25 protein-coding genes and 3 tRNA genes are annotated in these 25,005 nt (G+C 60.3%); 20 read left to right on the top strand and 8 right to left on the bottom strand.

The window, feature by feature from the left end; all coding sequences use genetic code 11:
- The first annotated feature begins 39 nt into the window (after positions 1 to 39).
- Both msrP and msrQ read left to right on the top strand, forming a co-directional pair.
- The gene (gene msrP, locus G5253_RS09885; RefSeq protein WP_266135204.1) at positions 40 to 1,041 is read left to right on the top strand and encodes a protein-methionine-sulfoxide reductase catalytic subunit MsrP; all 1,002 of its coding nucleotides are present in this window, start codon (positions 40 to 42) and stop codon (positions 1,039 to 1,041) included.
- Entirely contained in the window at positions 1,032 to 1,658 is a 627-nt protein-coding gene (gene msrQ, locus G5253_RS09880) for a protein-methionine-sulfoxide reductase heme-binding subunit MsrQ (protein WP_266135203.1), read from the top strand. Before msrP ends, msrQ begins: the two co-directional genes overlap by 10 nt.
- Here the strand turns inward: msrQ and G5253_RS09875 are convergent.
- Positions 1,655 to 1,903, bottom strand: coding sequence for a PepSY domain-containing protein (locus tag G5253_RS09875; RefSeq protein WP_266135202.1), 249 nt, complete (start codon positions 1,901 to 1,903; stop codon positions 1,655 to 1,657). The two genes, msrQ and G5253_RS09875, sit on opposite strands and share 4 nt — an antisense overlap.
- Positions 1,904 to 1,966: 63 nt before the next feature.
- On the opposite strand from G5253_RS09875, the gene G5253_RS09870 reads away from it, so the two are divergent.
- The 4 genes from G5253_RS09870 to G5253_RS09855 are packed head-to-tail and all read left to right on the top strand — an operon-like array spanning position 1,967 to position 4,832.
- On the top strand, positions 1,967 to 2,305 hold the full coding sequence (locus G5253_RS09870) for a PepSY domain-containing protein (RefSeq protein ID WP_005341875.1): 339 nt from the start codon (positions 1,967 to 1,969) through the stop codon (positions 2,303 to 2,305).
- Positions 2,306 to 2,326: 21 nt separating this feature from the next.
- The gene (locus G5253_RS09865; RefSeq protein ID WP_005339826.1) at positions 2,327 to 2,983 is read left to right on the top strand and encodes a response regulator transcription factor; all 657 of its coding nucleotides are present in this window, start codon (positions 2,327 to 2,329) and stop codon (positions 2,981 to 2,983) included.
- Entirely contained in the window at positions 2,980 to 4,329 is a 1,350-nt protein-coding gene (locus G5253_RS09860) for a sensor histidine kinase (protein ID WP_266135201.1), read from the top strand. Before G5253_RS09865 ends, G5253_RS09860 begins: the two co-directional genes overlap by 4 nt.
- 41 nt (positions 4,330 to 4,370) lie before the next feature.
- A complete protein-coding gene (locus G5253_RS09855) occupies positions 4,371 to 4,832 on the top strand; it encodes a hypothetical protein (RefSeq protein WP_123173962.1) in 462 nt (153 codons plus the stop codon).
- An 82-nt stretch (positions 4,833 to 4,914) separates the two neighbouring features.
- On the opposite strand, the gene torA is transcribed toward G5253_RS09855, so the two are convergent.
- Positions 4,915 to 7,395 (bottom strand): trimethylamine-N-oxide reductase TorA, encoded by a 2,481-nt coding sequence (gene torA / locus G5253_RS09850; RefSeq protein WP_421203233.1) that lies wholly within the window; start codon positions 7,393 to 7,395, stop codon positions 4,915 to 4,917.
- A 23-nt stretch (positions 7,396 to 7,418) separates the two neighbouring features.
- Positions 7,419 to 8,549, bottom strand: coding sequence for a NapC/NirT family cytochrome c (locus tag G5253_RS09845; RefSeq protein WP_005339847.1), 1,131 nt, complete (start codon positions 8,547 to 8,549; stop codon positions 7,419 to 7,421).
- A 276-nt stretch (positions 8,550 to 8,825) separates the two neighbouring features.
- Between G5253_RS09845 and G5253_RS09840 the strand changes: the two genes are divergently transcribed.
- The 3 genes from G5253_RS09840 (at position 8,826) to G5253_RS09830 (ending at position 13,387) form a co-directional block, all read left to right on the top strand.
- Positions 8,826 to 10,793 carry an ATP-binding protein gene (locus G5253_RS09840; protein WP_421203231.1) on the top strand — a complete coding sequence of 656 codons (1,968 nt, stop codon included), beginning with the start codon at positions 8,826 to 8,828 and terminating at the stop codon, positions 10,791 to 10,793.
- Between the two features lie 55 nt (positions 10,794 to 10,848).
- A complete protein-coding gene (locus tag G5253_RS09835) occupies positions 10,849 to 11,346 on the top strand; it encodes a response regulator (protein WP_266135198.1) in 498 nt (165 codons plus the stop codon).
- Positions 11,347 to 11,413: 67 nt separating this feature from the next.
- On the top strand, positions 11,414 to 13,387 hold the full coding sequence (locus tag G5253_RS09830) for a DNA topoisomerase III (protein WP_323926984.1): 1,974 nt from the start codon (positions 11,414 to 11,416) through the stop codon (positions 13,385 to 13,387).
- 40 nt (positions 13,388 to 13,427) lie between these two features.
- Here G5253_RS09830 and G5253_RS09825 read toward each other — a convergent pair whose 3' ends face one another.
- A complete protein-coding gene (locus tag G5253_RS09825) occupies positions 13,428 to 13,868 on the bottom strand; it encodes a DUF417 family protein (RefSeq protein WP_110304110.1) in 441 nt (146 codons plus the stop codon).
- A 15-nt stretch (positions 13,869 to 13,883) separates the two neighbouring features.
- Positions 13,884 to 14,417 (bottom strand): carboxymuconolactone decarboxylase family protein, encoded by a 534-nt coding sequence (locus G5253_RS09820; protein WP_040070030.1) that lies wholly within the window; start codon positions 14,415 to 14,417, stop codon positions 13,884 to 13,886.
- Positions 14,418 to 14,518: 101 nt separating this feature from the next.
- On the opposite strand from G5253_RS09820, the gene G5253_RS09815 reads away from it, so the two are divergent.
- Positions 14,519 to 15,349 carry an AraC family transcriptional regulator gene (locus G5253_RS09815; protein WP_040070028.1) on the top strand — a complete coding sequence of 277 codons (831 nt, stop codon included), beginning with the start codon at positions 14,519 to 14,521 and terminating at the stop codon, positions 15,347 to 15,349.
- A gap of 40 nt (positions 15,350 to 15,389) precedes the next feature.
- Here the strand turns inward: G5253_RS09815 and G5253_RS09810 are convergent, their stop codons facing one another.
- The gene (locus tag G5253_RS09810; RefSeq protein WP_005339856.1) at positions 15,390 to 16,745 is read right to left on the bottom strand and encodes a TrkH family potassium uptake protein; all 1,356 of its coding nucleotides are present in this window, start codon (positions 16,743 to 16,745) and stop codon (positions 15,390 to 15,392) included.
- Positions 16,742 to 17,395, bottom strand: a complete 654-nt coding sequence (locus G5253_RS09805) for a potassium channel family protein (RefSeq protein WP_005339863.1) — start codon at positions 17,393 to 17,395, stop codon at positions 16,742 to 16,744. The genes G5253_RS09810 and G5253_RS09805 overlap by 4 nt, the downstream gene beginning before the upstream one ends.
- A gap of 127 nt (positions 17,396 to 17,522) precedes the next feature.
- Between G5253_RS09805 and murB the strand changes: the two genes are divergently transcribed.
- Positions 17,523 to 18,560 carry a UDP-N-acetylmuramate dehydrogenase gene (gene murB / locus G5253_RS09800; RefSeq protein WP_421203226.1) on the top strand — a complete coding sequence of 346 codons (1,038 nt, stop codon included), beginning with the start codon at positions 17,523 to 17,525 and terminating at the stop codon, positions 18,558 to 18,560.
- On the top strand, positions 18,557 to 19,522 hold the full coding sequence (gene birA, locus G5253_RS09795) for a bifunctional biotin--[acetyl-CoA-carboxylase] ligase/biotin operon repressor BirA (protein ID WP_266135194.1): 966 nt from the start codon (positions 18,557 to 18,559) through the stop codon (positions 19,520 to 19,522). The genes murB and birA overlap by 4 nt, the downstream gene beginning before the upstream one ends.
- 99 nt (positions 19,523 to 19,621) lie before the next feature.
- Here birA and coaA read toward each other — a convergent pair whose 3' ends face one another.
- Positions 19,622 to 20,560, bottom strand: a complete 939-nt coding sequence (gene coaA / locus G5253_RS09790) for a type I pantothenate kinase (RefSeq protein ID WP_033114855.1) — start codon at positions 20,558 to 20,560, stop codon at positions 19,622 to 19,624.
- A gap of 264 nt (positions 20,561 to 20,824) precedes the next feature.
- On the opposite strand from coaA, the gene G5253_RS09785 reads away from it, so the two are divergent.
- The 8 genes from G5253_RS09785 (at position 20,825) to rplA (ending at position 24,772) form a co-directional block, all read left to right on the top strand.
- A tRNA-Tyr gene (locus G5253_RS09785) sits at positions 20,825 to 20,909 on the top strand.
- Positions 20,910 to 20,947: 38 nt separating this feature from the next.
- Positions 20,948 to 21,022: transfer RNA gene (locus tag G5253_RS09780), tRNA-Gly, on the top strand.
- 173 nt (positions 21,023 to 21,195) lie between these two features.
- Positions 21,196 to 22,380, top strand: coding sequence for an elongation factor Tu (tuf, locus tag G5253_RS09775; RefSeq protein WP_074042664.1), 1,185 nt, complete (start codon positions 21,196 to 21,198; stop codon positions 22,378 to 22,380).
- A 53-nt stretch (positions 22,381 to 22,433) separates the two neighbouring features.
- Positions 22,434 to 22,510, top strand: a tRNA-Trp gene (locus G5253_RS09770).
- Between the two features lie 60 nt (positions 22,511 to 22,570).
- Entirely contained in the window at positions 22,571 to 22,942 is a 372-nt protein-coding gene (secE, locus tag G5253_RS09765) for a preprotein translocase subunit SecE (RefSeq protein ID WP_005306322.1), read from the top strand.
- A gap of 33 nt (positions 22,943 to 22,975) precedes the next feature.
- Positions 22,976 to 23,503, top strand: a complete 528-nt coding sequence (gene nusG, locus G5253_RS09760; protein ID WP_019840195.1) for a transcription termination/antitermination protein NusG — start codon at positions 22,976 to 22,978, stop codon at positions 23,501 to 23,503.
- Positions 23,504 to 23,637: 134 nt separating this feature from the next.
- Complete coding sequence (gene rplK, locus G5253_RS09755; protein ID WP_005339887.1) at positions 23,638 to 24,066, top strand: 50S ribosomal protein L11; 429 nt, start codon at positions 23,638 to 23,640, stop codon at positions 24,064 to 24,066.
- A gap of 4 nt (positions 24,067 to 24,070) precedes the next feature.
- Positions 24,071 to 24,772, top strand: coding sequence for a 50S ribosomal protein L1 (gene rplA / locus G5253_RS09750; protein ID WP_005339888.1), 702 nt, complete (start codon positions 24,071 to 24,073; stop codon positions 24,770 to 24,772).
- Positions 24,773 to 25,005: the final 233 nt, after the last annotated feature.

The following is a 25,005-nucleotide window of genomic DNA, read 5'->3' as shown; positions in this document are numbered from 1 at the left end:
TCTTATCCATACTGCCTCACTCAGCCCCGGGAGTTTTTAATGTTGATCAAGCGTCGTACCGCCCACCCCCTCACCGAACAGGATGTTACCCCGGAAGCCGTCTATCAGGACCGCCGCCTTATTCTCAAAGGGCTGGGTCTGGGCGCAGCCACCCTGGCGTTTCCCACTCAGGCCGGAGTGCTCGACCTGCTGCGCGGTAAAGAGGATGCCCCCCAATTAGCTACCAAACCGCTCAACAGCAAGCCTGCGGAGCGCCAGGCCAATCTGGTACTGACACCGGAAGAGAAGGCCACCAGTTACAACAACTTCTATGAGCTCGGCACCGACAAGTCCGACCCGGCTCGCAACGGCCATTACCTCAAGCCCGAACCCTGGACCCTCAAGGTGGAGGGGGAGGTGGCCAAGCCCTTTACACTCGATGTGTGGGATCTCATCAACAAGAGCGAGCTGGAGGAGCGGATCTACCGGCTGCGCTGCGTTGAAGCCTGGTCCATGGTACTGCCCTGGAATGGCATCTCGCTGGCGGAGATCATCCGCCGTGCCGAGCCCACCAGTCGTGCCAAGTTTGTCGCCTTCGAAACCCTGTTTGATCCGAAACAGCTGCCGGGGCAGGCCTCCAGTCTGGGGGGCGGCATCGAGTATCCCTACGTCGAAGGGCTGCGTATCGACGAGGCGATGCATCCTCTTTCTTTCCTTGCGATGGGGCTCTATGGCAAGACCCTGCCCGCCCAGAATGGCGCGCCGATCCGCTTGGTGGTGCCATGGAAGTACGGCTTCAAGAGCATCAAGAGCATCGTCTCGATCCGGCTGGTAGAGGAGATGCCGCCGACCACCTGGAACCTGCTGGCTCCCAACGAATATGGCTTCTACGCCAACGTCAATCCGCAGGTGGATCACCCGCGCTGGAGTCAGGCCAGCGAGCGTTTTATTGGCGAGGGTGGAGTATTTGGTGCCAAGCGTCAGCCGACCCTGATGTTCAACGGCTATGGTGACGAAGTCGCCTCGCTCTATCAGGGGATGGATCTGCGCCAATGGTACTGAGATTGAAACCGGCCCATATCAGCGGCTTGCGGGTGCTGGTGCATCTGGGCTCCCTCGGCTTCCTGCTCTGGCTGGCTTTTGCCATTCCAGCGGGTCTGCTGGGGGGCGATCCGGTGCCAGAACTTATCCACTACCTCGGCAAGGGGGCGCTCAACCTGCTGCTGCTCACCCTGCTGGTGTCGCCGCTGGCCAAGCGCTGGCGGCAGGGGCAGCTCATCAAGCTGCGCCGCCCCCTCGGGCTCTGGTGTTTTGCCTGGGCGCTGCTCCACTTTATGGCGTGGTTGGGGCTGGATCTGCAGTTTGACTGGGGCCTGATTGGCGGCGAGCTGGTCAAGCGCAGCTATATCGTGGTGGGGATGGTGGCATTGCTGCTGCTGGCCGCCCTCAGCATCACTTCGCTGCCCGCATTGCAGCGCCGCATGGGCGCCGCATGGCAGAAGCTGCACAACTGGGTCTATGCCATCGCCTTGCTGGTGCCGGTGCACTACTGGTGGTCACTCAAGAGTGGTTGGGGGGAGCCCCTCATCTACTTGCTGCTGGCCTGCGCCCTGCTCTGGCCGAGACGGGAGAAACTGCTGCGCCCCATGCGGGGACGCTGGAATGCAAAAGAGGCCTAATCGACCTCTTGTTGTTTTATCTCGCCAGTGTAGGCATCGACGATGAGATGCACCTTCTGATCCTGGTGATTGAGGGTTTTGACCTCGAATTTGTCCCCTTCCAGCTCCACTTCCCGAATGTCGTGATACCCTTGCGCCAGCAAGAGTTTGACCAGCCCGGCCATGTCGAGACGGTTCTGGGCCGCCCAGCTTGTGGCACTCAACAGGCAAAGGATCAGCAGGAAACTGCGCGGGATCATATTCATTCCGGATTCATGGCTGGCAGACTATAAACGCCATTATGTTAGGTTTTTGGAGATGAATCATCCATGAATAGAGCGCTCCCTCTGCTTGGGTTATTGCTGCCGTTGCTGGCACAGGCGGTCACGCCTGATGAAGCCCAGCTGCAGCAAGCTGTCCATGAGGGACGGGTTCGGCCCTTCCATGAAATGATGGAGGTGGCGGCCAGATTGCCGGTGCGGGTGTTGCGGGTAGATCTGGGGGAAGAGGATGGTATCTGGCTCTATGAACTGCGAGTCATCGATCGGGAGAACAGCGTGATCAAGGTGGCCTATCGGGCTGACAACCTTGAGCTGGTGTGGGCCAAGGGCCACCATCTGGAGCGGTTGTTCGAACCGCCAAAGCCCCCGGTCGAGGATGATGAATAACCCCTGTGTGGAAGCCTGTTCATGCGAATTCTGATTGTTGAAGACGAAAAAATTCTGGCTGGCCAGCTGGCCGAACAGCTGCGCCTCTCCGGCTTTGTCACCGACCTCTGCCACGATGGCAACGAGGCCGGTTTTCTCGGCGAGACCGAACCCTACGATGCCATCATTCTCGACCTCGGCCTGCCGGGGCGCGATGGCCTGAGCGTGCTGAAAGAGTGGCGCAGCAAGGGGATCGATACCCCGGTGCTGGTGCTGACCGCCCGTGGTCAGCTGCACGAGAAGATAGAGGGGCTCAACGCCGGTGCCGATGACTACCTGACCAAGCCGTTCCAGGTGGCCGAGCTGGTAGCGCGGGTCCATGCGCTGGTGCGCCGGGCAGCGGGCAACGCCAGCTCAATTCTGGAGATTGGCGGAGTGCGGCTCGACATGGCGGCGTCGCAGGTGTGGTACGAAGGTACCCCCATCAAGCTGACCGCCCACGAGTTCAGGGTGCTGGGTTACCTGATGCAGCATCGGGGCAAGGTGGTGTCGCGCAGCGAGCTGATCGACCACATCTACGCTCAGGATTTTGACCGTGACTCCAATACCGTGGAGGTGTTCATCGGCCGGATCCGCAAGAAAACCAACCCCGATCTGATTGAGACAGTGCGCGGCCTCGGGTACCGGATCAACGAATGAGGCTGGTCAGAACCCTGCGGGGGCGACTGGTCGCCATCGCGCTGGTCTGGTGTGGGCTGTTTCTGTTCGCCACCGGTTTCAGTCTGCAGACCATGATGCGCAACTACTGGCAGGAGGCGGAGGCCGACGGTCTGCGCTTGCAGCTCTATGATCTGCTCTCCCGGCTGGAAGTGGCCAAAACCGGCCTGCCGGTGGTCACCGGCTCCCTCTCCGATCCCCGTTTCAATCAACCCTACTCCGGCTACTACTGGCAGCTGGAGCTGGGCCGTGATGTGGTGGGGCGCTCCCGTTCCCTGTGGGATACCAACCTGAAGAGCGACGGCCTCAAGTCGGCGTTTGGCGATCCCGACCTCTTCGTCGGCAAGGGGCCCAACAAGGAGCCGCTGCTGATCATGACCCGTACCGTGCTGCTGCCCGGTTCGGATCGGGTGTTCACTCTGGTGATGGCCAAGGACAGCAGCGCCCTGGCCCAAACCCTCAACAAGACTCGGATCAGCCTGTTCCTCGGCCTCGGCTTTGCCGCCGCCGGTCTGGTACTCGGCTTCATGTTCCAGATCGTCTACGGCTTGCGGCCGCTGCACCTGCTGCGCCGCGAACTGGGGCGGGTTCACGAGGGCCATCAGGAGGGCTTCCGGCTGCGCTATCCGCTGGAGATCCAGCCGCTGGTGGAGGATATCAACCGGCTGCTGCACCACTACGGTGAGCTGCTGCAGCGGGCCCGTTCTCACACTGGCAATCTGGCTCACGCCCTCAAGACGCCGCTCAGCATCATGCGCAATCAGGTGGCTCAATTGCCGCCGGAGGATCAGGCCGCCATCGGCGAGCAGCTCGATCAGATCCAGCGCCATATCGATTACCACCTCGGCAAGGCGCGGGTGACCGGCGCCGCCAAGATCCTCGGGGTCTCGACCCCGGTGCGGGCGCGGGTGGAGTATATCTGCCGCGCCTTCTCCCGCCTCTATCCGGGCAAGACAGTGGATCTGCAAGTGCCCGCCAATCTGGCGGTCGGGGTGGAAGAGCAGGATTTCGATGAGATGGTAGGCAACCTGCTGGAGAACGCCTTCAAGTGGTCCGCCAGCGAGCTGCGCATCTCCAGCGCCGAGCTGGGAGGCTGGATCACCCTGCGTATCGAGGATGACGGCCCCGGCATGAGCGAGGATCAGATCGCCAAGGCGGTGCTGCGCGGGGTGCGGCTCGACGAGAAGGTGCCGGGCTCGGGCCTGGGTCTCAACATCGTCTCCGATCTGGCGGAAGCCTATCGAGGCAGTTTCATCATGGGCCGCGCCGAACTGGGCGGTCTGGCCGCCTCCCTCTCGTTGCCCAAGGTGGCAAGAGTCGAGAGCTAGGCATAACATATGGCATTTGTTTTAGCCTGAGGAAGAGAACCATGACCGACGATCCGTGGGCACTGTGTCACCTTGACGATTCGTTTGATGCCTCTGTGCTGGGGGTCAAGGGTGCTCAGATCCAGTGGTTTGAAGACAGGGATGGCCTGATCGCGTTCCTTCTGGAAGATTTTGTCGACTTGCTGGCCGATGTGGGCGAGCTGGACGAGGAGCAGACCGAGCAGGCGCGCGAGCGCTTCACCCTGCTGGTGGAGCAGAGCTTCGACGATCGCACCCTGATGGATGCCATCAACGATCTCGCCTCCGGCCTGCGTCGCATCGCCTGGTTGGGGCCGCTCTCGGAGCTGGCCGAGATCAGCGACGACTTTGCCTCCGGCCTGCGCCGCTATTTCTGGAGCCAGTACGATGGGGACGAAGATGACCCGGACGCATGGGTTCCGGAAGAGCTGTGGCCGCAGCTGGTTGAGTGCGCGCAGGAGTATATGGAGGAGGGGGAGTTCTAAACCCATCCCCATGCCTGCGCTTTGGCAGACAGATAAAGAAACGGCGCCTTGATGGCGCCGTTTTTATTGGGTGGCAATCGCCTTAGCCGTTGGCCGGTACCGCGTGGGCGGTGTTGGTCAGCATCGGGCCTGTGTACTTCTCGATCTGCAGCTGGGCCATGTGGCCGCAGTTGCCCTGTGCCAGACTGGACGAGCCTTCGTCGAAGGTGAGGCAGTTGACGTTGCCGTTCTTGCAGATGCTGCCCGCTTCGCCCGGTTTGGCCGGGTCATACCAGGCCCCTTCGCAGATCCGCACCACCCCCTGGCGCACATCTTCGGAGAGCAGAGCACCTACTAAAATCTGGCCGCGCTCGTTGAAGGCGCGCACCAGATCCCCCTGAGCGATACCACGGACCTTGGCGTCGGCGGGATGGATCATGATCGCCTCGCGGTCGGCGATGGCGAACTTGTCCCGCAGCGGGGTGTTGTCGAGCTGGGAGTGCAGCCGCTGGGTCGGGTGCGAAGTGTTGAGGGAGAGCGGATAGCGCGCCGCAACCTCGCTCTTCACCCACTCCTTGGGCTCATACCACTTGGGATGGCCGGCGCAGTCGGCGTAACCCATCCCCGCCACCGTGTTGGAGAAGATCTCGATCTTGCCGGACGGGGTGCCGAGCGGGTTGAGCAGCGGGTTCTCGCGAAAATCGGCGTGACGGATCCACTGGCGGTTGGCCTCGGGGATCGGGAAGCGGATGTAGTTGTTGGATTCCCAGAACATGTTGAACGGCGGCAGCGCCACCCGGGCACCGCGAGCCTGCGCCGCCATGCCGTCGTACATCTGCTTGAGCCACAGCATCTCGTCCTTGCCTTCGGTGTACTGCTCCTGCACGCCCAGCTTGGCGGCGATGGCGCTGAAGATGTCGAAGTCGTTGCGGGCTTCAAACTGCGGCGGCACGCACTGGTGCATCGGGAACACATAGCGCTGGGAGTAGTCGCCGCCCATCTCCAGATCGTTGCGCTCGTAGCTGGTGGTGACCGGCAGCACGATGTCGGCGTGCTTGGCGGTGGCGGTCCAGTAGGGCTCGTGAACGATCACGGTCTGCGGCTTGCGCCACGCTTGCAGCAGGTTGTTGGTGTCCTGATGGTGGTGGAAGGGGTTGCCGCCCGCCACGTAGACCAGCTTGATGTCCGGATAGGTCACCTTGCGGCCGTTGAAGTCGATGGTCTTGCCCGGATTGGCGAGACAGTCGGCGATGCGGGCCACCGGGATCGGTGCCGGGCTGTTCTTCGGTGCGTTGCCGGCGGATATACCGGCCAGAATGCCGCCCTTGGCGGTGGGGCTGCCACCGGAGGAGTAGTGGTAGCTGAAGCCGTAGCCGCCGCCCGGCAGGCCGATCTGGCCCAGCATGGAGGCCAGAGTGACCAGCATCCAGTTCGGCTGTTCACCATGCTGCTGACGCTGCATGCCCCAACCGGCCATGATCATGGTGCGCTTGGCGGCCATGTCGAGAGCCAGCTGGTGGATCACCTTGGCATCGACGCCGCAGACGCTGCTCGCCCACTCGGCGCTCTTCGGTTGGCCGTCATCCTTGCCGAGCAGATAGTCCAGAAACTTGTCGAAGCCGACGGTGTAGCGATCGAGGAAGGCCTGATCGTGCTTCTTCTCGCTGTAGAGGGTGTGGGCCACACCCAGCATCATGGCCACGTCGGTGTAGGCGTTTGGGGCAATCCACTCGGCGCCGACCAGCTTGGCGGTCTCGTTGTAGACCGGATCGATGCTGATGACGCGGGTGCCTTTCTCTTTCAGCGCCTTGAAGCCGGCCTGACCTTCGTGATCCGGCATGTTCCAGCTGTTCTTCAGGGTGACCTGAGCATTGACCCCCCACAGCACCACCAGTTCGGCGTTCTCCACCACGTTGGGCCAGGCGGTCTGCTGCTCGTACACCTCGATGGAGCCCATCACATGGGACATGATCACCTGAGCTGCACCGGTGGAGTAGTCACCGGCATAACCGGTGAAACCGCCGGAGAGGTTCATCAGGCGGTGCAGCAGGGTGCGGCTGTTGTGGAACATGCCGACGCTTTTCCAGCCATAGGAACCGGCGTGGATAGCCTGCGGGCCGAAGTCACTCTGAACCCGCTGGATTTCACCGGCCACCAGTTCGATCGCCTTGTCCCAGCTCACTCGCACCCACTCGTCGGCACCGCGCAGCTCGGGTTTGGCGCCCGGGCCATGCTCCAGCCAGCTCTTGCGTACCATGGGGTATTTGATGCGGTTCTTGGCGTGCACCTGGAACGGCGCCATGTCGATGAGATCGTTCGGCGCCGGATCATCGGCTACCGGCTGGACGCGCACCATGCGACCATCTTCGACGATCGCCTCGAAAGCACCCCAGTGGGCGCCGGTCAGAATGCCCTTCTGGGCGGGCACCAGAGTCGGGAACTGACTCAATGCGGTGCTGATGGCTTGTGCCAGCGCACTCTTGGGAAAAATGCCGCCGAGCAGGGGCAGGGCTGCGCAGGCGCCGAGCCCCTTGAGCAGGTTGCGGCGGGACAGATTGGTCTTCTTGTCATTGAAAAAAGTCATAACGGTTATCCTCTGTGCCAGCCTTAGTGGGCCGCGCTCATGTCACTGGCGTGTTTCTGGACATACTGGGTCAACATGCGAGCCTGTTCCGGGGTCAGGGAGGTACGAGATTCCATCCCCTTGATGACGCCGATCCACTGGTTGGCATTGAAGTGATCCAGCGCGGTGAGGCCGTGGCAGCCGGTACAGTTGTTGGACATCAGGGTGGAGGCGTATTGCCACAGCTTGCCCTGATCGCCGATGAGCTGGCTCTGGTCGACCCAGGCGGTCAGCTTGACCTGATGCCAGGTGAGGTTGGTGGCGCTGTCGGTTTCGCTCTGGCCGGTGACCAGCGCTTTCTTGGCGGCATCGCCGACCAGTACGCTGAGGATCCGTTTGCCCGGTGCGGCGTAGAATACTTCGCTCACACCATCCTGTTGCCAGCCTTCGATCTGCACCTTGGCGCGGCCGTTTTCGTTGGCCAGCACTTCCACCTTGGTGGAGGGCATCAGGGTACCTTCGTCAGTCTTGGCGGCAGCATCGAGGAACAGCGGGGTGGTGGCGATGGCGTAACGGGTTGTGACATTGGCCGGAGTCTGGGCCGCAGCCTGCGCCAGCTCGCTGGCACCGGCGGCAGCCAGGCCGCTCATGTCAGGCATGATGTGGGCGACACCACGATGGCAGTCGATACAGGTCTGGCCCTCCTTGATGGCGACCGGGTGCTCGGCACGGGCATTGGGGCGCTGGGCCAGAATGTCCATCGCCTCGTAGCTGTGGCAACTGCGGCAGGTGGCGGAGTCGTTGGCTTTCAGCTCGTCCCAGACGGACTGGGCCATCCGCAGCTTGTGGGCTTCATACTTTTCCGGGGTATCCAGGGTGCCGATCGCCTCGTGATAGATATCCTTCACGGCGCGGATCTTGGTCCACAGGTAGGAGGTGGGGTCGCCCGGGATGTGGCAGTCGGCGCACTCGGCGCGGATCCCTTTGGTGTTCTGGAAGTGGACACTGCCCTGATACTCGGCGAGCGGAGTCTGCATGGAGTGGCAGGAGACGCAGAATTCGGTGGAGCTGGTCTTGTGCAGCACGGTCACGGTGACACCCAGTGCCGCGACACCCAGCAGGGCCCCGAGCAGCAGGAGCCAGAACCAGGTTTTTCTTATCAGTTTTCCAATCATGGCGGCGTTTTCCTACGGTCAATAATTACCTACATAGTACTAGTCCAATAGTAGTAGTAATGATAGGGATAAGGCGTTGACCTCCATCATGGTTTATATTTTTGATTGTTGTCACATTTTGTCTTTTATTTTGCTATTGATATATTTGTCGAATTAAATTCAGTTGTTTTCTGTTTTATCTATTTGTGCACTTTCCGCGACAGCTGTTAGCCCCCTCGCAAAACCCCACAAGATTCGCTGATATAGTGAGCAGTGAGCCTCAACGGAGTGTCGCTGATGAGCCCTTTCTCACTGCTGTGTGTCGCCGCCAACGTGCAACTGCTGGCCGAATTCGAACAGGAGTTGGCTCCGCTGCTCGGCCATTTCGCGTTGGTGGTGGTGGTCGGTCAGGGGTCGGCGGAGCTGGCCTTGGACGAGCAGGATCGCAAGGGGCAGCCACCCGCCGTAGTGGTGTGTGACAGCGAGCTGGGGGATGGGAGAGGGGCCGATTTTCTGATCCGCCTCGGCAGCCGTCACGAGGCGTGCCGCAAGATCCTGCTCGGCAGCCAGCCGGAGATGAAATCGATCATCGAGGCAGTGAACCTCGGTCGTCTCGACTACTACCTGCAACGCCCCTGGCGCGATGGCAGCCTGCGCCGGGCGGTGATCGAGCAGGCGAGCCACTTTGTATTGCAGCGTCCCGAGGCGGATCTGCTGAGCTATGCCGCCGTGCTCGACAACCAGAAGCTGCTGCGAGCCCACGTCGATCGCCAGTTGGCTGCCTATCGGCAGGGCTTTATGGATTACACCCACTGCAGCGATGAAGAACTCTCCCGGGTGGTGATCGACGGTCTCTACCAGTTTTTCGAGGGCAATGACGAGGAGCGGGTCTGCCGCCACTACAGTCCGGGCCATGTGCTGACCCGCGAGGGGGAGCCCAACAGCTTTCTCTGGTTTATCGCCAAGGGGGAGGTGGTGCTGCGCAAGCGGGACGAGCAGGGGTTCGATCAGGAGGTGGTGCACTACCGTACCGGCTCGCTGGTGGGGGGCATGTCCTTTGTGACTGGCGAACCCGCCTTCACCACCGGCGTGACTCTGACCGGTGCCGAGGTGATCAAGCTCGACAAGCTGCAATTCTCCCGGGTGATGCAGGCACGCAGCGAACTGCTCCCCTCCTTTACCAACCTGCTGCTGCGCCACTTCAATCGCCGTCTGCAAAACAGCATCCGCACCGAGATGCGGCTGCAACAGACCCTCAACTCCCTCGATGCCGCTCACGCCCAGCTGGTGGAGAGCGAAAAAATGGCGATGCTGGGTCAACTGGTGGCCGGTGTCGCCCACGAGCTGAACAACCCGGTGGCGGCCATTATCCGTGGCAGCGAGACCTTGCGGGCTGCCATCCCCGATCTGGTCAATCTCGAGCTGCCAGCAACCATCAAGGGGCTAGGCAACCAGACCCTCTGTCAGGCGCTCTCCTCCCAGCCGGTCTCGACCAGCGAGATCCGTGACAAGACCCGGCTGGCGGAGGGGCGCTTTGGTGATCGCCAGCAGGCGCGGCTGGCGGTGCAGATGAATCTGGATGACGAGCTGAACTGGCAGCGCTGGTTTGCCAGCCGCACTGCCGACGAGCGGGAGGCGCTGCTCGCCCGGCTGGAGCTGTTCCAGCAGACCGGCAGCTTCCTGCGCAATATCGAGGTGTGTGCCCGCCGCATCGGCGATCTGGTCAAGAGCCTCAAGCAGTATGCCCGGCAGGATCGTGCCGAACCCTCGCTGGTGGACCTGCACGAGGGGCTGGAAGATACCCTGATGATTTTCGAAAACCGCCTCAAGCAGCATGAGCTCTGCAAGGAGTACCAGCCGCTGCCGCTGGTACGCTGTCACCCCATCGCCCTGCAGCAGGTGTGGACCAACCTTATCGCCAACAGTCTGGATGCCATGAGCGGCCCGGGGCGACTCACCATCCGCACCGGGTTGCTGGATCCCGAGTGGGCCATGGTGGAGATCGAGGATAGCGGTTGCGGCATCGAGCCCGAGCTGTGGCAGCGGATCTTCGATCTCAACTTCACCACCAAGCGGGAGGGACATTTCGGTCTCGGGATTGGTCTGAGCGTTTCGCTGCAGATAGTGCAACAGCACCACGGCCGGATCGAGGTGGCCTCCGAACCGGGCCGTTACACCCGGATGCGGGTCTGTCTACCGCTGGACGGCATGGGGCAGGCCGGTTACGGGGGCGAACCTCATCACAACAAGGAGCATGCGGCCTGAGCCGTCGCCAGCATCAATCGCGCGGCGTGCCAAACCATGTCGCCAAGGAGGAGCAATGAACAAACACTATCTGATCCTGTGTGTGGACGATGAGCGGGAGGTGCTGGATGCGGTGATCCATGATCTCGCCCCGTTCCGTTCCCACTTCGAGCTGGAAGCCGCCGAGAGCGTCGATGAGGCGCGTGCGGTGGTGGAGGAGTGGGAGCACGACGGCAACAAGCTGGCGCTGATCCTTTGTGACCACATCATGCCGGGAACCCTGGGGGTCGATTTTCTGGTGGAGCTGAACCGGCGTGCCACCACCCGGGCCAGCCGCAAATTGCTGCTGACCGGACAAGCTGGGCTGGAGGCCACCGTCGAAGCGGTCAATCGCGGCGGGTTGCACTACTACCTTGCCAAGCCGTGGAAGCTGGCGACCCTGCAAGAGGCGGTGCGCGAACAGCTGACCGACTACCTGCTGGCGGAAGATGGCGAAAACGCCTTCCACTATGCGCCGCTGCTCAATCAGGCGCGGCTGTTTGCCGCCATCCACGATCACCCGTTCGACGAATAGGGGCAGTTGGGCTTTCGCGGTGGCAGTTGTATACTGTCTGCATATACAGTATTGCAGGTAGCCACCGATGCGACTCTTTATCGCCGAGAAGCCCACGCTGGGCCGTGCCATTGCCGATGCCCTGCCCAAGCCCCACAAGAAGGGCGACGGTTTTATCGAAACAGCCCAGGGGGATGTGGTCACCTGGTGCATCGGCCATCTGCTGGAGCAGGCCGAGCCCGATGCCTATGACGCCGCCTTCAAGCAGTGGCGGATGGAGCATCTCCCCATCATCCCCGCCCAGTGGCAGCTGGTGGCCAAGCCCAAGACCAAAACCCAGCTCACCGTCATCAAGCGGCTGATCAAGCAGGCGGACTGCGTGGTCAACGCCGGTGACCCGGATCGGGAAGGGCAGTTGCTGGTGGATGAGGTGATCGACTTTCTCGGCTACCCGAAAACCAAGCCGGTGCAGCGCTGCCTCATCAGCGATCTCAACCCGCCCGCGGTGCGCCGCGCCCTCGACAAGCTGAGGGACAACAAGGAGTTCGTGCCGCTGGCGGTTTCCGCACTGGCCCGCAGTCGGGCCGACTGGCTCTACGGCATCAACATGACCCGCGCCTATACCCTGCTCGGGCGCAAGGCCGGTTGCAGCGAGCTGCTCTCGGTTGGCCGGGTGCAGACCCCGCTGCTGGGGCTGGTGGTGCGGCGGGATCTCGAGATCGAGGCCTTCGTGCCCAAACCCTTCTACGAGGTGCTGGCCCATCTGTTGACCGATAGCAACGAGCGTTTCACCGCCAAGTGGCTGCCATCGGAAGCCTGTCTGCCGTGGCAGGATGAGGAGGGACGGGTGCTCAACCGGGCGCTGGCCGATAAGGTGGTTAGCCGGATCAACGGCCAGCCCGCTCAGGTCGAATCGGTGGAGGAGCAGGCCCGCAAGCAGGCGGCGCCGCTGCCCTACAACCTCTCCAGCCTGCAGATCGATGCCGCCAAGCGCTTCGGCATGGATGCCAAGCGAGTGCTCGACATCTGCCAGAGCCTCTACGAGCGCCACAAGCTCATCACCTACCCGCGCTCCGACAGCCGTTATCTGCCGACCGACCACTTCAAGCGGGCCGAGCAGGTGCGCGGCGCCATCGCTGCCACTGCTCCTGCGCTGGTCAAGGCGGTTGCCGAGGCAGACGGCAAGATCCGCAGCAAGGCGTGGAACGACAGCAAGGTGGATGCCCACCACGCCATCATCCCCACCGAGAAGCAGGGCAACCCCGCTACGCTGGGGGCCGACGAGGCGAAGCTCTATGGCCTGATTGCCCGCCAGTATCTGCTGCAGTTCTATCCCCCGTTCGAATACAACGACTGCAAGGTGCTGCTGCGCATCGCCGGTGGTCTGTTTCAGGCCAAGGCGCGGCGCATTCTCAAAGCGGGCTGGAAGGCGCTGCTCGGGGTGGAGGAGGATGACGACGAAGAGAAGGCGGGCACGCTACCTGCGCTGAAGGAGGGCGAACAACTGTTCTGCGAGCGGGGCGAACTGCTGGAGAAGATGACCCAGCCGCCCAAATCGTTCACCGATGCCACCCTGCTGGCGGCCATGACCGGCATCGCCCGCTATGTGCAGGATCCCGAGATCCGCAAGACCCTGCGCGACACAGACGGCCTCGGCACAGAAGCGACCCGGGCAGGCATTATCGACCTGTTGTTCAAGCGCCGCTTTCTGGTGCGTCAGGGCAAGAGCATCAAGGCGACCCCGACCGGGCGGGCGCTGGTTCAGGCGTTGCCAGCCACCGCCACCACGCCGGATATGACGGCGCTGTGGGAGCAGAGCCTTGGCCAGATCGCCGAGCGCCACGGCAGCTACCAGCAGTTTATGGGGCCGCTCACCGATCAGCTTAACGGCCTGATTGAAGGGGCGCGGCAGGACTCCGGCGCCAGCTTCAGCGCCCTGCCCAAGGAGGCGCCGGGTGCCGGCAAGCGGCGTTTTACCAGGCGCAAGAGTCCGGCGGCCAGCACGACTGGCGGGCCCCGACCGCGCAAGACGGCCAGCAAGCGCCAGACCAGGGCGGCATAACGAAAAAAGGCGCCCATCCAGGGCGCCAAAGGCATTGTTGTCAGGCTGCCTGAGTGGACAAGCTGGCACGGATCCTGTGCTGGTAGTGCAGAACCACACCGAGAAACACCAGATCCTTGAACAGGAAGAACTCGGTGACTGGCACGCCGTCAACAATCTTCCAGACACCTGTCAGGGTCAGCAGGAAGCTCAGCGTCGCCAGGAAGGTGACGATAGCCCCCATGCTGCACCAGTAACCGATGCGAGGTTGCCACAGACCCACGACCAGCCCGATGGCAATCACTATCTCGACCACCCCGATCAGGTTCGATACGCTCTGCTCCGACAGGGGGCCATAGAGCCAGCTCATCAAGGGGTGGCTGGCTACCAGTGGTTTGATGGCGGCTGCCTCTGTCGGGGTAAACTTGAAGACGCCGATCCAGAGCAGGGTCAATACCACGCCCGCCAGGGCGACCAGAAAGCCTTTGTCATGTTGCTGCATGGGGGGGCTCCTTGTTTAAGGGGTCAGAGTGACGGGCGGGAAGTCGATCTCGGTCGCCGCCAGGTGGTTGCCATAGTTGGTCAGGGTATTGACCACCACCTGGCCGAGCACCTCCAGCAGTAGCTCGTCATCTACGCCTGCGGCACGGGCGCTAGCAAGCTGCTCGTCACTGATCACCCCGCGCTGGTTGACCAGCGCCGTTGCCAGTTGCAGCAGGGCGTGATCAAGGGGAGCCGAGGCTTGGCCGAGCCGGGCAGCCCGGATCTCCTGGGCCGAGAATCCGGCCTTGCTCGCCAGTAGTGTGTGGGCAGACAAACAGTATTGGCAGGCGTTGGCTTGACCTATGGCCAGTGCCAGCAACTCCCGTTGTGAGGCAGTGAGGCGCCCCTTGCCAAGCGCCTCGGCAAAGGCCAGGAAGCCATTGAGCAGGGCTGGCGAGTGGGCCAGGGTGGCGTAGAGGTTGGGCACCATGCCCAGATTGCGGCGCAGGGTGGTCAGGGTCTGGGCGGCTGCGGGTTGCGGTTGGGATACGGGTTGGATACGGCTCATGATCTTCTCCTGTGGTAGTGAAGGTTCGGGAGACAGTGTGCCGTCATTCGTGATACGGTTTATCACTCATCGTCTGCAATTAAATACTATTCGTCTCAAATATGGATCCGCTCTCTGCCCTGTTGGTTCATGCCTCCCCCGAAGCCAAGATCTTCTTCGCCGGCAACCTGTGCCAGAACTCCTCCAGTGATGATTACCCGAGTGGCGGACATCTTCATCTGCTGCGCAGTGGCGCCGTCATGTTGCGTGAAGAGGGGGGCGCCAGCTTGCTGCTCGAGGAGCCGACCCTGATCCTGTTCCCTCGGGGACGTCCTCACAAGCTTGAACCCAGAACGCTGGGGGGTTGTGATTTGGTGTGCGCCAATGTCGCATTCGGCAAGGGGGGGTCATCGCCGTTGCAACTGGCATTACCGGGCTCGCTGGTGCTGCCGCTAAGGGAGTTGCCTGCCCTGACGCCGGTGCTGAGTCAGCTGTTTGACGAGGCGTTTCACCCCCGCTACGGGCAGGATCCTCTGATCTCCCGCTTGCTGGAGGTACTGTTGATCCTGCTGCTGCGTCATCTGGTCGAGCAAGGGGTGTGTCAGCAGGGGATGCTGGCAGGTATTTCCGATCCCCAGTTGGCCAAGGCGATCTCGGTGATGCATCAGCGTGGGGATGAACCCTGGACGGTGGCCACGCTGGCGCGGGAGGCCGGCATGTCGCGAGCCCGCTTTGCCGCGAGGTTTCAGGAGCGGGTTGGTCAAGCGCCGCTTGGTTATCTGACCCACTGGCGCATGGCGCGAGCCTGCCAGCAACTGCTGGCGGGGGAGCCCATGGTGCAGGTGGCGCTGGGGGCGGGGTACAGCAGCAGTGTTGCCTTTGGTCGGGCATTCGAGCGGGAGCTGGGGGTGAGCCCGGGGCGCTGGCTCAAGGCGCAGCAACAAGCCGAATAAAAAACGGGGCAGCCAATGGCTGCCCCGTGTTCATGGCTGGTCAGCCGGTATAGACGTTCTCTTCCGGATAACGGATGCGGGTCTCGACCGGGCGGGCCAGCATAAAGGCCAAGGTGAGGGGACCGAGACGGCCGCAGATCATCACCAGCACCAGGATCAGCTTGCCCGGCTCGCTCAGGGAGGCGGTGATGCCGGTAGAGAGGCCGACGGTGGCAAATGCCGAGATGGTCTCGAACATGATTTTGTCGAACGGCAGATCCTCGGTCACCATCAGCAGGAACATCGCCAGCATCAGCACCATGGTGCTGACGATGATGATGGCCAGCGAGCGTGTCACGATCTGGGGCGACAGGGTGCGGCCAAAAGCGGTGACATGGGGCCGTTTGGTCAAAAACGCCTTGGTCGCCAGCAGCACAACCGCGAAGGTGGTGACTTTGATACCACCACCGGTCGAGGTGGCACCGGCACCGATAAACATCAGCATCATCAGGAACAGCAATGCCGCCGGGGTCATCAGCCCGATATCTATGGTATTGAAACCGGCGGTACGGGCACTGGCAGATTGGAAAAAGGCCGCCAGCAGCTGGCCACCGACACCGGCCTTGCCGAGGGTGCCGGGGTTGTTGTGTTCCAGCAGCCAGAACATCAGGGTACCGGCCAGCAGCAGCGCCGGGGTCATCAGCAGCATCAGCTTGCTGTGCAGCTTCAGCTTGCGCCAGCGGCGGTTGCGCACCAGATCGACGATGACGGTAAAGCCGATCCCCCCCAGGATCAGCAGACCGGCGATGGTCAGGCTGATGATGGGGTCGTCCCTATAGTCGATGAGGTTGTTGGCAAAGAGCGAAAACCCGGCGTTGTTGAAGGCCGATACTGCGTGGAAGAAGCTGACATAGAGGCCGTGCACCCACCCCATCTCGGGCACCCAGCGGATCGCCATGATGCCGGTACCGATCAATTGGGCGATAAAGGCGAACAGCACGATCCGTTTGACCAGCTGAATGATGTTGACCGAGCCTTCCTGTCCCAGCGCCTCCTTGGCCAGTACCTGTTGGCGCAGACCGACCCGCTTGCTGAAGATGGCTATCAGCAGCAGGGTCATGGTCATCTGGCCCAGACCGCCGATCTCCATCAGCATCAGCAGGAAAATCTGCCCCTGCAGGGTGAAGGCGGTGCCGGTATCCACCACGCCAAGACCTGTCACGCTGATGGCCGAGGTGGCGGTAAACAGGGCGTTGACAAAGGTAACCTCGCCATTGTGGCTGGAGGGTTGCACCAGAAAGATGGTGCCAATCAGCAGAATGATCAGAAAGCTGCCGAGGATCAGCCGGGCTTCGCTCCAGCGAGAGTCCTGCTCCCGATGGAGGGCGAAGGCGTAGCTGCTGCGCCAGTTGATCATAGGGTTTCGAGCCAGTGGTCGATGGCGTGCTTGTTGCCCGCCAGGATCAGGATGTCGCCCAGTTGCAGCTCCATCTTGCCGGTCAGCACGTTGTGCAGCACATCACCACGCTTGATGGCAAGCAGCTGGAAATCGCTCTGTTGCAGCAGGTGGAAGTCGCCTAGTTCCCGGCCGTTCTGTTGCAGGCCGATCACGAACTCGGTCAGCACCATGTCGTGGCCCAGCTCCAGATAGTCGAACAGCCGGTTGTCCAGCATGCTCTGGGCGACCCGGCGGCCCATGTCCCACTCCGGGTTGATCACCTTGTCGGCGCCCACTTTCTGCAGGATCTTGGCGTGGAACTTGTCGCGCGCCTTGACCCACACCTTCTTCACGCCTGCCTCTTTCAAGACGAGGGTGGTGAGGATGCTGGTCTCCAGGTTGTCACCGATGGCAACGAAGACGATATCGAAATTGGCCAGTCCCAGCTCGGCCACGGTGGCCTCATCGGTGGCATCCGCCACGATAACGTGATTGCAGAGGGCGGCGATTTGCCGGGTCTTGCTCTCGTCGATATCGATGGCCAGTACTTCGGCATCTTGCCGTTGCAGCTCTTCGCACAGGGCGCTGCCAAACAGGCCCAGGCCGATGACGGCAAACTGGTTGTTCATGAGTTATTCCTCAGCAGTTGAAGTCGCCTACTCTAAACCACTGCTATTCCCCCGAAAAGGGCTCGGGTTTTTCGTCATGGGGCAACTTGAGGTAGACTGCGCCCTTGCACCAAGCCGGGATAGACCGATGAAACTGAATGCCAACGCCTCCTTGTTGAAGCTTAACACCCTTGCCCTCGATGCGTACTGCCTCTGGCTGGCCGAGGTGGAGCAGGTTGCCGATCTGGCGACCCTGCGTGCCGATCCGCAGCTCAACCAGCTGCCGCGCCTCAATCTGGGCGGCGGCAGCAACATGCTCTTCACCACCGATTTTCTCGGTCTGGTGGTGCTCAACCGGCTCAAGGGGATTACCGCTGAAGATGGTGGCGATCACTGGTTGCTCCATGTGGCGGCCGGTGAAGATTGGCATCAGCTGGTGCGCCATACTTTGCAACAGGGCTGGTTCGGGCTGGAGAATCTGGCGCTCATTCCCGGCACGGTCGGTGCGGCGCCGGTGCAGAACATCGGTGCGTATGGCGTTGAGCTGGCCGACTTCTGCGCCTATGTCGAGGCGTTCAACTGGCAGAGTGGCGAGATTGAACGGATCGTGGCGGCAGAGTGCCGCTTCGGTTATCGCGACAGCATCTTCAAACACGAGTATCAGGATTCTCACCTGATCACCGCCGTCGGACTCAAACTGCCCAAGGCGTGGCAACCGGTGCTGGGCTATGGCCCGCTGGCGGCGCTCGGTGACGCGCCTTCGGCGCAGGCCATCTTCGATACCGTCTGTGCCACCCGCATGGCCAAGCTGCCGGATCCCGCCGTACTCGGCAATGCCGGCAGCTTCTTCAAAAATCCGGTGGTGCCTGCCGCGCTGGCGGAGTCGCTCAAGTCGCGCTATCCGCAGATGCCCTGCTATCCGGCTGGAGAAGGGCAGGCCAAGCTGGCGGCGGGCTGGCTCATCGATCAGTGCGGTCTGAAAGGTTTCGCCATTGGCCGTGCCGCCGTTCATCAGGAGCAGGCGCTGGTGCTGGTCAATCTGGGGGGCGCCAGTGCCATGGAGCTGATCGCGTTGGCGGCCCACGTGCGCGACAGCGTGGAGCAGAAGTTTGGTGTGGTGCTGGAGCACGAGGTGCGCTTCATGGGCGCGCAGGGTGAAACCTGGCTCGATGAGGTGCTCTCATGACGTTGACTCCCATCAGACAGACCCTGATCACCCTGCTCAGCGACGGCCAGTTTCACTCCGGCGAACAGCTGGGCGAGCAGCTCGGCATCAGCCGGGCGGCAGTGAGCAAGCATATGGCCGCACTCCAGGAGCTGGGGCTGGATCTCTTTAGCCTGACCGGCAAAGGCTACCGGCTGGCTGTGCCGATGGCGCTCTATGACGAGGCGCAGTTGCAGGCGCTGGCGCCGATGGCGCCGGTGCACTGCTTCCCGGTGATCGGTTCGACTAACCAGCATCTGCTGGACAGGGTCAATCAACTGCGCTCTGGCGAGAGTTGCCTTGCCGAGTGCCAGACCGCCGGGCGCGGTCGTCGTGGCAAGCCCTGGGTCTCGCCGTTCGGTTGCCAGCTGATCCTCAGCATGTACTGGCGGCTGGAGCAGGGGATGGCTGCCGCCATGGGGCTGAGTCTGGCGGTCGGTGTTGCCGTGGTAGAGGCGCTGGAGTCTCTCGGTTATCACGGCGTCGAACTCAAGTGGCCCAACGACCTCTACTATCAGGGGCGCAAGCTGGCGGGCATTCTGGTGGAGATGAGTGGCAGCGCTGGCGCCAGTTGCCATCTGGTGATCGGTATCGGCCTCAATCTGGCGATGCCGACCCGCGAAGGGGAGAAGATCGATCAGGCCTGGGCCGAGCTGCGCCACATCAATCCCGAGCTGGTTGATCGCAATGAGCTCGCTGCCCGGATGATTGCCTATCTGCAGCGGGCGATGCAGACCTTCGAGCAGAGCGGATTGGCGAGCTTTGTCGATCAGTGGAACCGGCTCGACCACTTTGCCGGTCGCCCTGTCCGTCTCTTGATGGGGGAGCAGGAGATCCGCGGTATCGCCCGTGGTATCGACGATCGCGGCGCACTGCGGCTGGAGACGGAGGAGGGCACCAAGTTCTATCTGGGTGGCGAACTCTCCCTGCGCCGGGGTGATTGAGCGTTGCGCATGGCGATAACCGTTAGCGACAAAAAGAGAGGGGACCTGCGGGTCCCCTCTCTGTTATCCGGCTATCCGGAATGGTGCGAACTGCCATGCTTATTTGCGCAGCTTGATCTGTTCGATGGCGTGCTCGTTGCCCTTGGTCAGGATCAGGTTGGCCCGCTCCCGGGTCGGCAGGATGTTCTCCTGCAGATTGAGATAGTTGATATCCTGCCAGATGTTGTTGGCGATCTGGGTTGCTTCGCTCTCGGTCAGCTTGGCGTAGTGGTGGAAGTAGGAGTCCGGGTCCGAGAAAGCACCACTGCGGAATTTGAGGAAGCGCTCGATATACCAGGTGCGCAGCAGGTCGGCTTCGGCATCCACATAGATAGAGAAGTCGACGAAATCGGAGACAAACACCCGGTGAGGCTCCTGCGGATAATCCATACCGCTCTGCAGTACATTGAGCCCTTCCAGGATCAGGATGTCCGGCTGCTCTACCACCTTCTTCTCGTCAGGGATGATGTCGTAGATAAGGTGGGAGTAGACCGGCGCTTCCACCTTCTCGTGGCCAGCCCGGATATTGGCAACAAACTCCACCAGATGGCGGATGTCGTAGGATTCAGGGAACCCCTTGCGACGCATCAGGCCACGCTCCTCCAGCACCTTGTTGGGATAGAGGAAGCCATCGGTGGTGACCAGCTCCACCCGCGGGTGCTCCGGCCAGCGCTCCAGCAACGCCTGCAGGATGCGAGCCGTGGTGCTTTTGCCCCCCGCCACACTGCCGGCGATGCTGATGATATAAGTACCCTTGCCGCGTGACTGGCCGAGGAACTGTTCCAGTACCCGGCTACGGCGCTGCTTGGCTTTGACATAGAGATTGAGCAGGCGGGAGAGGGGCAGATAGATCTCCTCTACCTCCTTCAATGACACCTTTTCGTTGATCCCGCGCAGGGTTTGCAGATCGTGTTCGGTCAGGGTCAGGGGGACCGAATCGCGCAATAACGCCCATTTTTCGCGGGTGAATTGCAGATAGGGGTTATGCTCTGTCGTCATGGTGTCATCACTGTTTCTTTGGCACGGCGACCATACACCAAGGGGTGGAGAGCGACAAGGGACGCATCCAGATTGGCCTGAATCCCTCCACTTTTTTGCCCGGATCCCGGTAATAATCCACATTTTGCAAGGTGCAATGGTTGCATCCCCCAAATCCTTACAATAAAATGCGCGACGCTTGGATGTCTGTCGCCTGTTTGCTCGGCAAAAGCGATAAAAAACAGTGGGTGCAAGCAGAATTACCACTGTGACAATCTGGCATCTGGAGGGGTTCCCGAGCGGCCAAAGGGATCAGACTGTAAATCTGACGGCTCTGCCTTCGAAGGTTCGAATCCTTCTCCCTCCACCATATTTCTCTGCGGTTTGAGTTCTTTGGGTTAGAGAAATGCGGGCATCGTATAATGGCTATTACCTCAGCCTTCCAAGCTGATGATGCGGGTTCGATTCCCGCTGCCCGCTCCAAGATGCTGATATGGCTCAGGCGATACCAAGAGCTACGCCCTCAGGGTGAAGTCGGCAGTCGAACCTGTCTGTCAGCACCAGCCTCTCTTCCCCACCAGATTCAAATCCATCATATAAACTGTTCTGTGGTTAGCTTGCCACCGCGTACTCAGCGTTAGTTTAGAGGGACGATCATGTCTAAAGAAAAATTTGAGCGTAATAAACCGCACGTTAACGTGGGTACCATCGGCCACGTTGACCACGGTAAAACCACCCTGACTGCAGCTATCACCAACGTGCTGGCCAAGCACTTCGGTGGTAAAGCTTTCGCCTTCGACCAGATCGACAAGGCACCGGAAGAGCGTGAGCGTGGTATCACCATCAACACCTCCCACGTAGAATACGACACCGCTACCCGTCACTACGCCCACGTAGACTGCCCGGGTCACGCCGACTACGTTAAAAACATGATCACCGGTGCTGCCCAGATGGACGGCGCGATCCTGGTAGTAGCAGCGACTGACGGCCCGATGCCGCAGACTCGTGAGCACATCCTGCTGGGTCGTCAGGTAGGCGTTCCGTACATCATCGTGTTCATGAACAAGTGTGACATGGTAGATGACGAAGAGCTGCTGGAACTGGTCGAGATGGAAGTTCGCGAACTGCTGTCCGAGTACGACTTCCCGGGTGATGACCTGCCGGTAGTCCGTGGTTCTGCACTGAAAGCGCTGGAAGGCGAAGCTCAGTGGGAAGAGAAGATCCTGGAACTGGCTGGCCACCTGGACAGCTACATTCCGGAGCCGGAGCGTGCGATTGACCAGCCGTTCCTGATGCCTATCGAAGACGTATTCTCTATCGCTGGCCGTGGTACTGTAGTAACCGGTCGTGTAGAGCGCGGTATCGTTAAAGTTGGTGAAGAAGTGGAAATCGTTGGTATCAAAGATACCACCAAGACCACCTGTACCGGCGTTGAAATGTTCCGCAAACTGCTGGACGAAGGTCGTGCAGGCGAGAACATCGGTGCACTGCTGCGTGGCGTGAAGCGTGAAGACGTAGAGCGTGGTCAGGTACTGGCCAAGCCGGGCACCATCAAGCCGCACACCAAGTTTGAATCTGAAGTGTACGTGCTGTCCAAAGAAGAAGGTGGTCGTCATACCCCGTTCTTCAAAGGCTACCGTCCGCAGTTCTACTTCCGTACTACCGACGTGACCGGTACCATCGAACTGCCGGAAGGCGTAGAGATGGTAATGCCGGGCGACAACATCAAGATGGTTGTTACCCTGATTGCGCCGATCGCGATGGACGATGGCCTGCGTTTCGCTATCCGTGAAGGTGGCCGTACCGTAGGTGCCGGTGTTGTAGCTAAAGTTATCGCTTAATCTTTGGCTTACATAAATAAAGCAAAGCCCCTATAATAGGGGCTTTCTTGTGTAGGGGCGTAGTTCGAATTGGTAGAACAGCGGTCTCCAAAACCGATGGTTGCGGGTTCGAGTCCTGCCGCCCCTGCCATATACCTCGTCTCGTACGGGGCTTTTGTGTCTTTGGTTACGTCAGATACAGGTGGGTTGTATGAGTGTTAGTTCTGAGAGCCAGGGCGGAAGCAAGGATACCCTGCTTTGGGGCCTGGTTTTCATTATCCTGGCGGCCGCTGTAGTGGGTAATTACCTGCTCAACGATGTTGTCGCTGCCGTCCGCGCCCTGGGTGTGGTCGTTGTCATTGCTGCTGCTGGTGCAGTAGCCCTGCAAACCACCAAGGGAAAGGCAACACTGGCATTCGCCCGTGAGTCTCGCCTGGAAGTCCGCAAGGTCGTATGGCCGACCCGTCAGGAAGCCATTCAGACAACCCTGATTGTGCTGGCGGTGACCGCCGTGATGGGGCTGCTGCTGTTCGTTCTGGACGGTGCCTTGGTCTGGTTGGTCAACCTGATTACCGGTGTGTAAGGATAAGCCATGACTGAACAACGTGAACAGCGTATGAGATGGTATGTCGTGCAGGCTTTTTCCGGCTATGAAGGCCGTGTAGCCAAGTCCCTGCGCGAACATATCAAGATGCATGGCATGGAAGACATGTTCGGTGAAGTACTGGTCCCGACCGAAGAAGTGGTCGAGATGCGTGCTGGCCAGAAGCGCAAGAGTGAGCGCAAGTTTTTCCCGGGTTATGTCCTGGTCCAGATGATCATGGATGAAACCACATGGCACCTGGTGCGTAACGTACCGCGTGTCATGGGCTTCATCGGCGGTACTTCCGACCGTCCGGCACCGATCTCCGACAAAGAGGCCGATGCCATCCTGAACCGTCTGCAGGATGCCCACGACAAGCCGCGTCCGAAAACCCTGTTTGAACCGGGTGAAATGGTGCGGGTTGCCGATGGTCCGTTTGCCGACTTCAACGGTACCGTTGAAGAGGTAGATTATGAGAAGAGCCGCGTGAAGGTCTCTGTACTGATCTTCGGTCGTTCTACTCCTGTTGAACTGGATTTTGGTCAGGTCGAAAAAGGCTGATTGAATTCTGTACGTTTAACGGTTGTCAGGGGCAGCGAATATCTCTATAATTCGCTGCCCCTTTATTAGTTGGGGAGCCGTTTGCAGGAGCAAGTCTCCGAGGCGCTAGAACCCATTTTTGAGGTATTTTCCTAATGGCTAAGAAAGTCACAGCTTATATCAAGCTGCAGGTTGCTGCTGGTGCAGCCAACCCGTCTCCTCCCGTTGGTCCTGCACTGGGTCAACACGGTGTTAACATCATGGAATTCTGTAAGGCGTTCAACGCTCGTACAGAGAAGCTGGAAAAAGGTTCACCGACTCCGGTCGTGATCACCGTTTACAGCGACCGTTCCTTCACCTTCGAAACCAAGACTCCGCCTGCTTCCTTCCTGCTGAAGAAAGCTGCTGGCATCAAGTCTGGTTCTTCCAAGCCGAACAAAGACAAGGTTGGTAAGGTGACCGTAGCCCAGCTGCAAGAAATCGCCAAGACCAAAGAACCGGATATGACCGGTGCCGATCTGGATGCAAAAGTACGTTGCATCGCAGGCTCCGCTCGTTCCATGGGTCTGGTAGTGGAGGATTAAGACAATGGCTAAACTTTCCAAGCGTATGCGCGTTATTCGCGAAAAAGTTGACGGTACCAAAGAGTACTCCATCAACGAAGCCATTGCCCTGCTGAAAGAACTGGCTACCGCCAAGTTCGTTGAAAGCGTTGACGTTGCTGTCAACCTGGGTATCGACGCTCGTAAATCTGACCAGAACGTACGTGGTGCTACTGTACTGCCGCACGGTACCGGTCGTGATGTACGCGTTGCCGTATTTACCCAAGGTGCCAATGCCGAAGCAGCTAAAGCTGCCGGTGCTGACCTGGTAGGTATGGATGACCTGGCCGATCTGGTTAAGAAAGGCGAGATGAACTTCGACGTAGTTATCGCATCCCCGGATGCCATGCGCGTTGTTGGTCAACTGGGTCAAATCCTGGGCCCGCGCGGCCTGATGCCGAACCCGAAAGTTGGTACTGTAACTCCTAACGTTGCCGAAGCTGTCAAGAACGCCAAGGCTGGTCAGGTTCGTTACCGTAACGACAAGAATGGTATCATCCATACCACTCTGGGTAAGGTTTCTTTCAACGAAGTTCAGCTGAAAGAAAACTTGGAAGCTCTGCTGGTTGCCCTGAAAAAAGGCAAGCCCTCTTCCGCCAAAGGTCAATTCATCAAGAAAGTCAGCATCTCCACCACCATGGGTGCCGGTGTTGCCGTAGACCAAGCTTCTCTGGAAGCTCAGGCCTAATTGATGGGTTTTACAAGGCGCAAAATTTAATCTATAATTTTGCGCCTTGATTGGTTGGGGGTTTCGACCTCCGTCCAAGACCGCAGGAGGCTGTAAAGCCTTAATGTTTCCTGCGTAGACGGTGCCGGAAACCCAGCGAGAAAGATTCTTTCTCTTCTGGAATCCTGCTACCGCATCGTTCCCCTCTGTTGTAAAGGTAGGGGGGATGTGTCAGTACTGGGTCATTTGACCCG

The organism is Aeromonas sp. 602658, from assembly GCF_049173005.1.
GTDB classification, from domain to species: Bacteria; Pseudomonadota; Gammaproteobacteria; order Enterobacterales; family Aeromonadaceae; genus Aeromonas; species Aeromonas veronii_A.
This window is presented reverse-complemented; position numbering and strand designations above follow the sequence as displayed.

Bases quoted from the DNA above. Each gene is read 5' to 3' on its own strand.
- msrP (WP_266135204.1), top strand. From the start codon at position 40: ATGTTGATCAAGCGTCGTACCGCCCACCCCCTCACCGAACAGGATGTT.
- msrQ (WP_266135203.1), top strand. From the start codon at position 1,032: ATGGTACTGAGATTGAAACCGGCCCATATCAGCGGCTTGCGGGTGCTG.
- G5253_RS09875 (WP_266135202.1), bottom strand. From the start codon at position 1,903: ATGAATATGATCCCGCGCAGTTTCCTGCTGATCCTTTGCCTGTTGAGT.
- G5253_RS09870 (WP_005341875.1), top strand. From the start codon at position 1,967: ATGAATAGAGCGCTCCCTCTGCTTGGGTTATTGCTGCCGTTGCTGGCA.
- G5253_RS09865 (WP_005339826.1), top strand. From the start codon at position 2,327: ATGCGAATTCTGATTGTTGAAGACGAAAAAATTCTGGCTGGCCAGCTG.
- G5253_RS09860 (WP_266135201.1), top strand. From the start codon at position 2,980: ATGAGGCTGGTCAGAACCCTGCGGGGGCGACTGGTCGCCATCGCGCTG.
- G5253_RS09855 (WP_123173962.1), top strand. From the start codon at position 4,371: ATGACCGACGATCCGTGGGCACTGTGTCACCTTGACGATTCGTTTGAT.
- torA (WP_421203233.1), bottom strand. From the start codon at position 7,395: ATGACTTTTTTCAATGACAAGAAGACCAATCTGTCCCGCCGCAACCTG.
- G5253_RS09845 (WP_005339847.1), bottom strand. From the start codon at position 8,549: ATGATTGGAAAACTGATAAGAAAAACCTGGTTCTGGCTCCTGCTGCTC.
- G5253_RS09840 (WP_421203231.1), top strand. From the start codon at position 8,826: ATGAGCCCTTTCTCACTGCTGTGTGTCGCCGCCAACGTGCAACTGCTG.
- G5253_RS09835 (WP_266135198.1), top strand. From the start codon at position 10,849: ATGAACAAACACTATCTGATCCTGTGTGTGGACGATGAGCGGGAGGTG.
- G5253_RS09830 (WP_323926984.1), top strand. From the start codon at position 11,414: ATGCGACTCTTTATCGCCGAGAAGCCCACGCTGGGCCGTGCCATTGCC.
- G5253_RS09825 (WP_110304110.1), bottom strand. From the start codon at position 13,868: ATGCAGCAACATGACAAAGGCTTTCTGGTCGCCCTGGCGGGCGTGGTA.
- G5253_RS09820 (WP_040070030.1), bottom strand. From the start codon at position 14,417: ATGAGCCGTATCCAACCCGTATCCCAACCGCAACCCGCAGCCGCCCAG.
- G5253_RS09815 (WP_040070028.1), top strand. From the start codon at position 14,519: ATGGATCCGCTCTCTGCCCTGTTGGTTCATGCCTCCCCCGAAGCCAAG.
- G5253_RS09810 (WP_005339856.1), bottom strand. From the start codon at position 16,745: ATGATCAACTGGCGCAGCAGCTACGCCTTCGCCCTCCATCGGGAGCAG.
- G5253_RS09805 (WP_005339863.1), bottom strand. From the start codon at position 17,395: ATGAACAACCAGTTTGCCGTCATCGGCCTGGGCCTGTTTGGCAGCGCC.
- murB (WP_421203226.1), top strand. From the start codon at position 17,523: ATGAAACTGAATGCCAACGCCTCCTTGTTGAAGCTTAACACCCTTGCC.
- birA (WP_266135194.1), top strand. From the start codon at position 18,557: ATGACGTTGACTCCCATCAGACAGACCCTGATCACCCTGCTCAGCGAC.
- coaA (WP_033114855.1), bottom strand. From the start codon at position 20,560: ATGACGACAGAGCATAACCCCTATCTGCAATTCACCCGCGAAAAATGG.
- tuf (WP_074042664.1), top strand. From the start codon at position 21,196: ATGTCTAAAGAAAAATTTGAGCGTAATAAACCGCACGTTAACGTGGGT.
- secE (WP_005306322.1), top strand. From the start codon at position 22,571: ATGAGTGTTAGTTCTGAGAGCCAGGGCGGAAGCAAGGATACCCTGCTT.
- nusG (WP_019840195.1), top strand. From the start codon at position 22,976: ATGAGATGGTATGTCGTGCAGGCTTTTTCCGGCTATGAAGGCCGTGTA.
- rplK (WP_005339887.1), top strand. From the start codon at position 23,638: ATGGCTAAGAAAGTCACAGCTTATATCAAGCTGCAGGTTGCTGCTGGT.
- rplA (WP_005339888.1), top strand. From the start codon at position 24,071: ATGGCTAAACTTTCCAAGCGTATGCGCGTTATTCGCGAAAAAGTTGAC.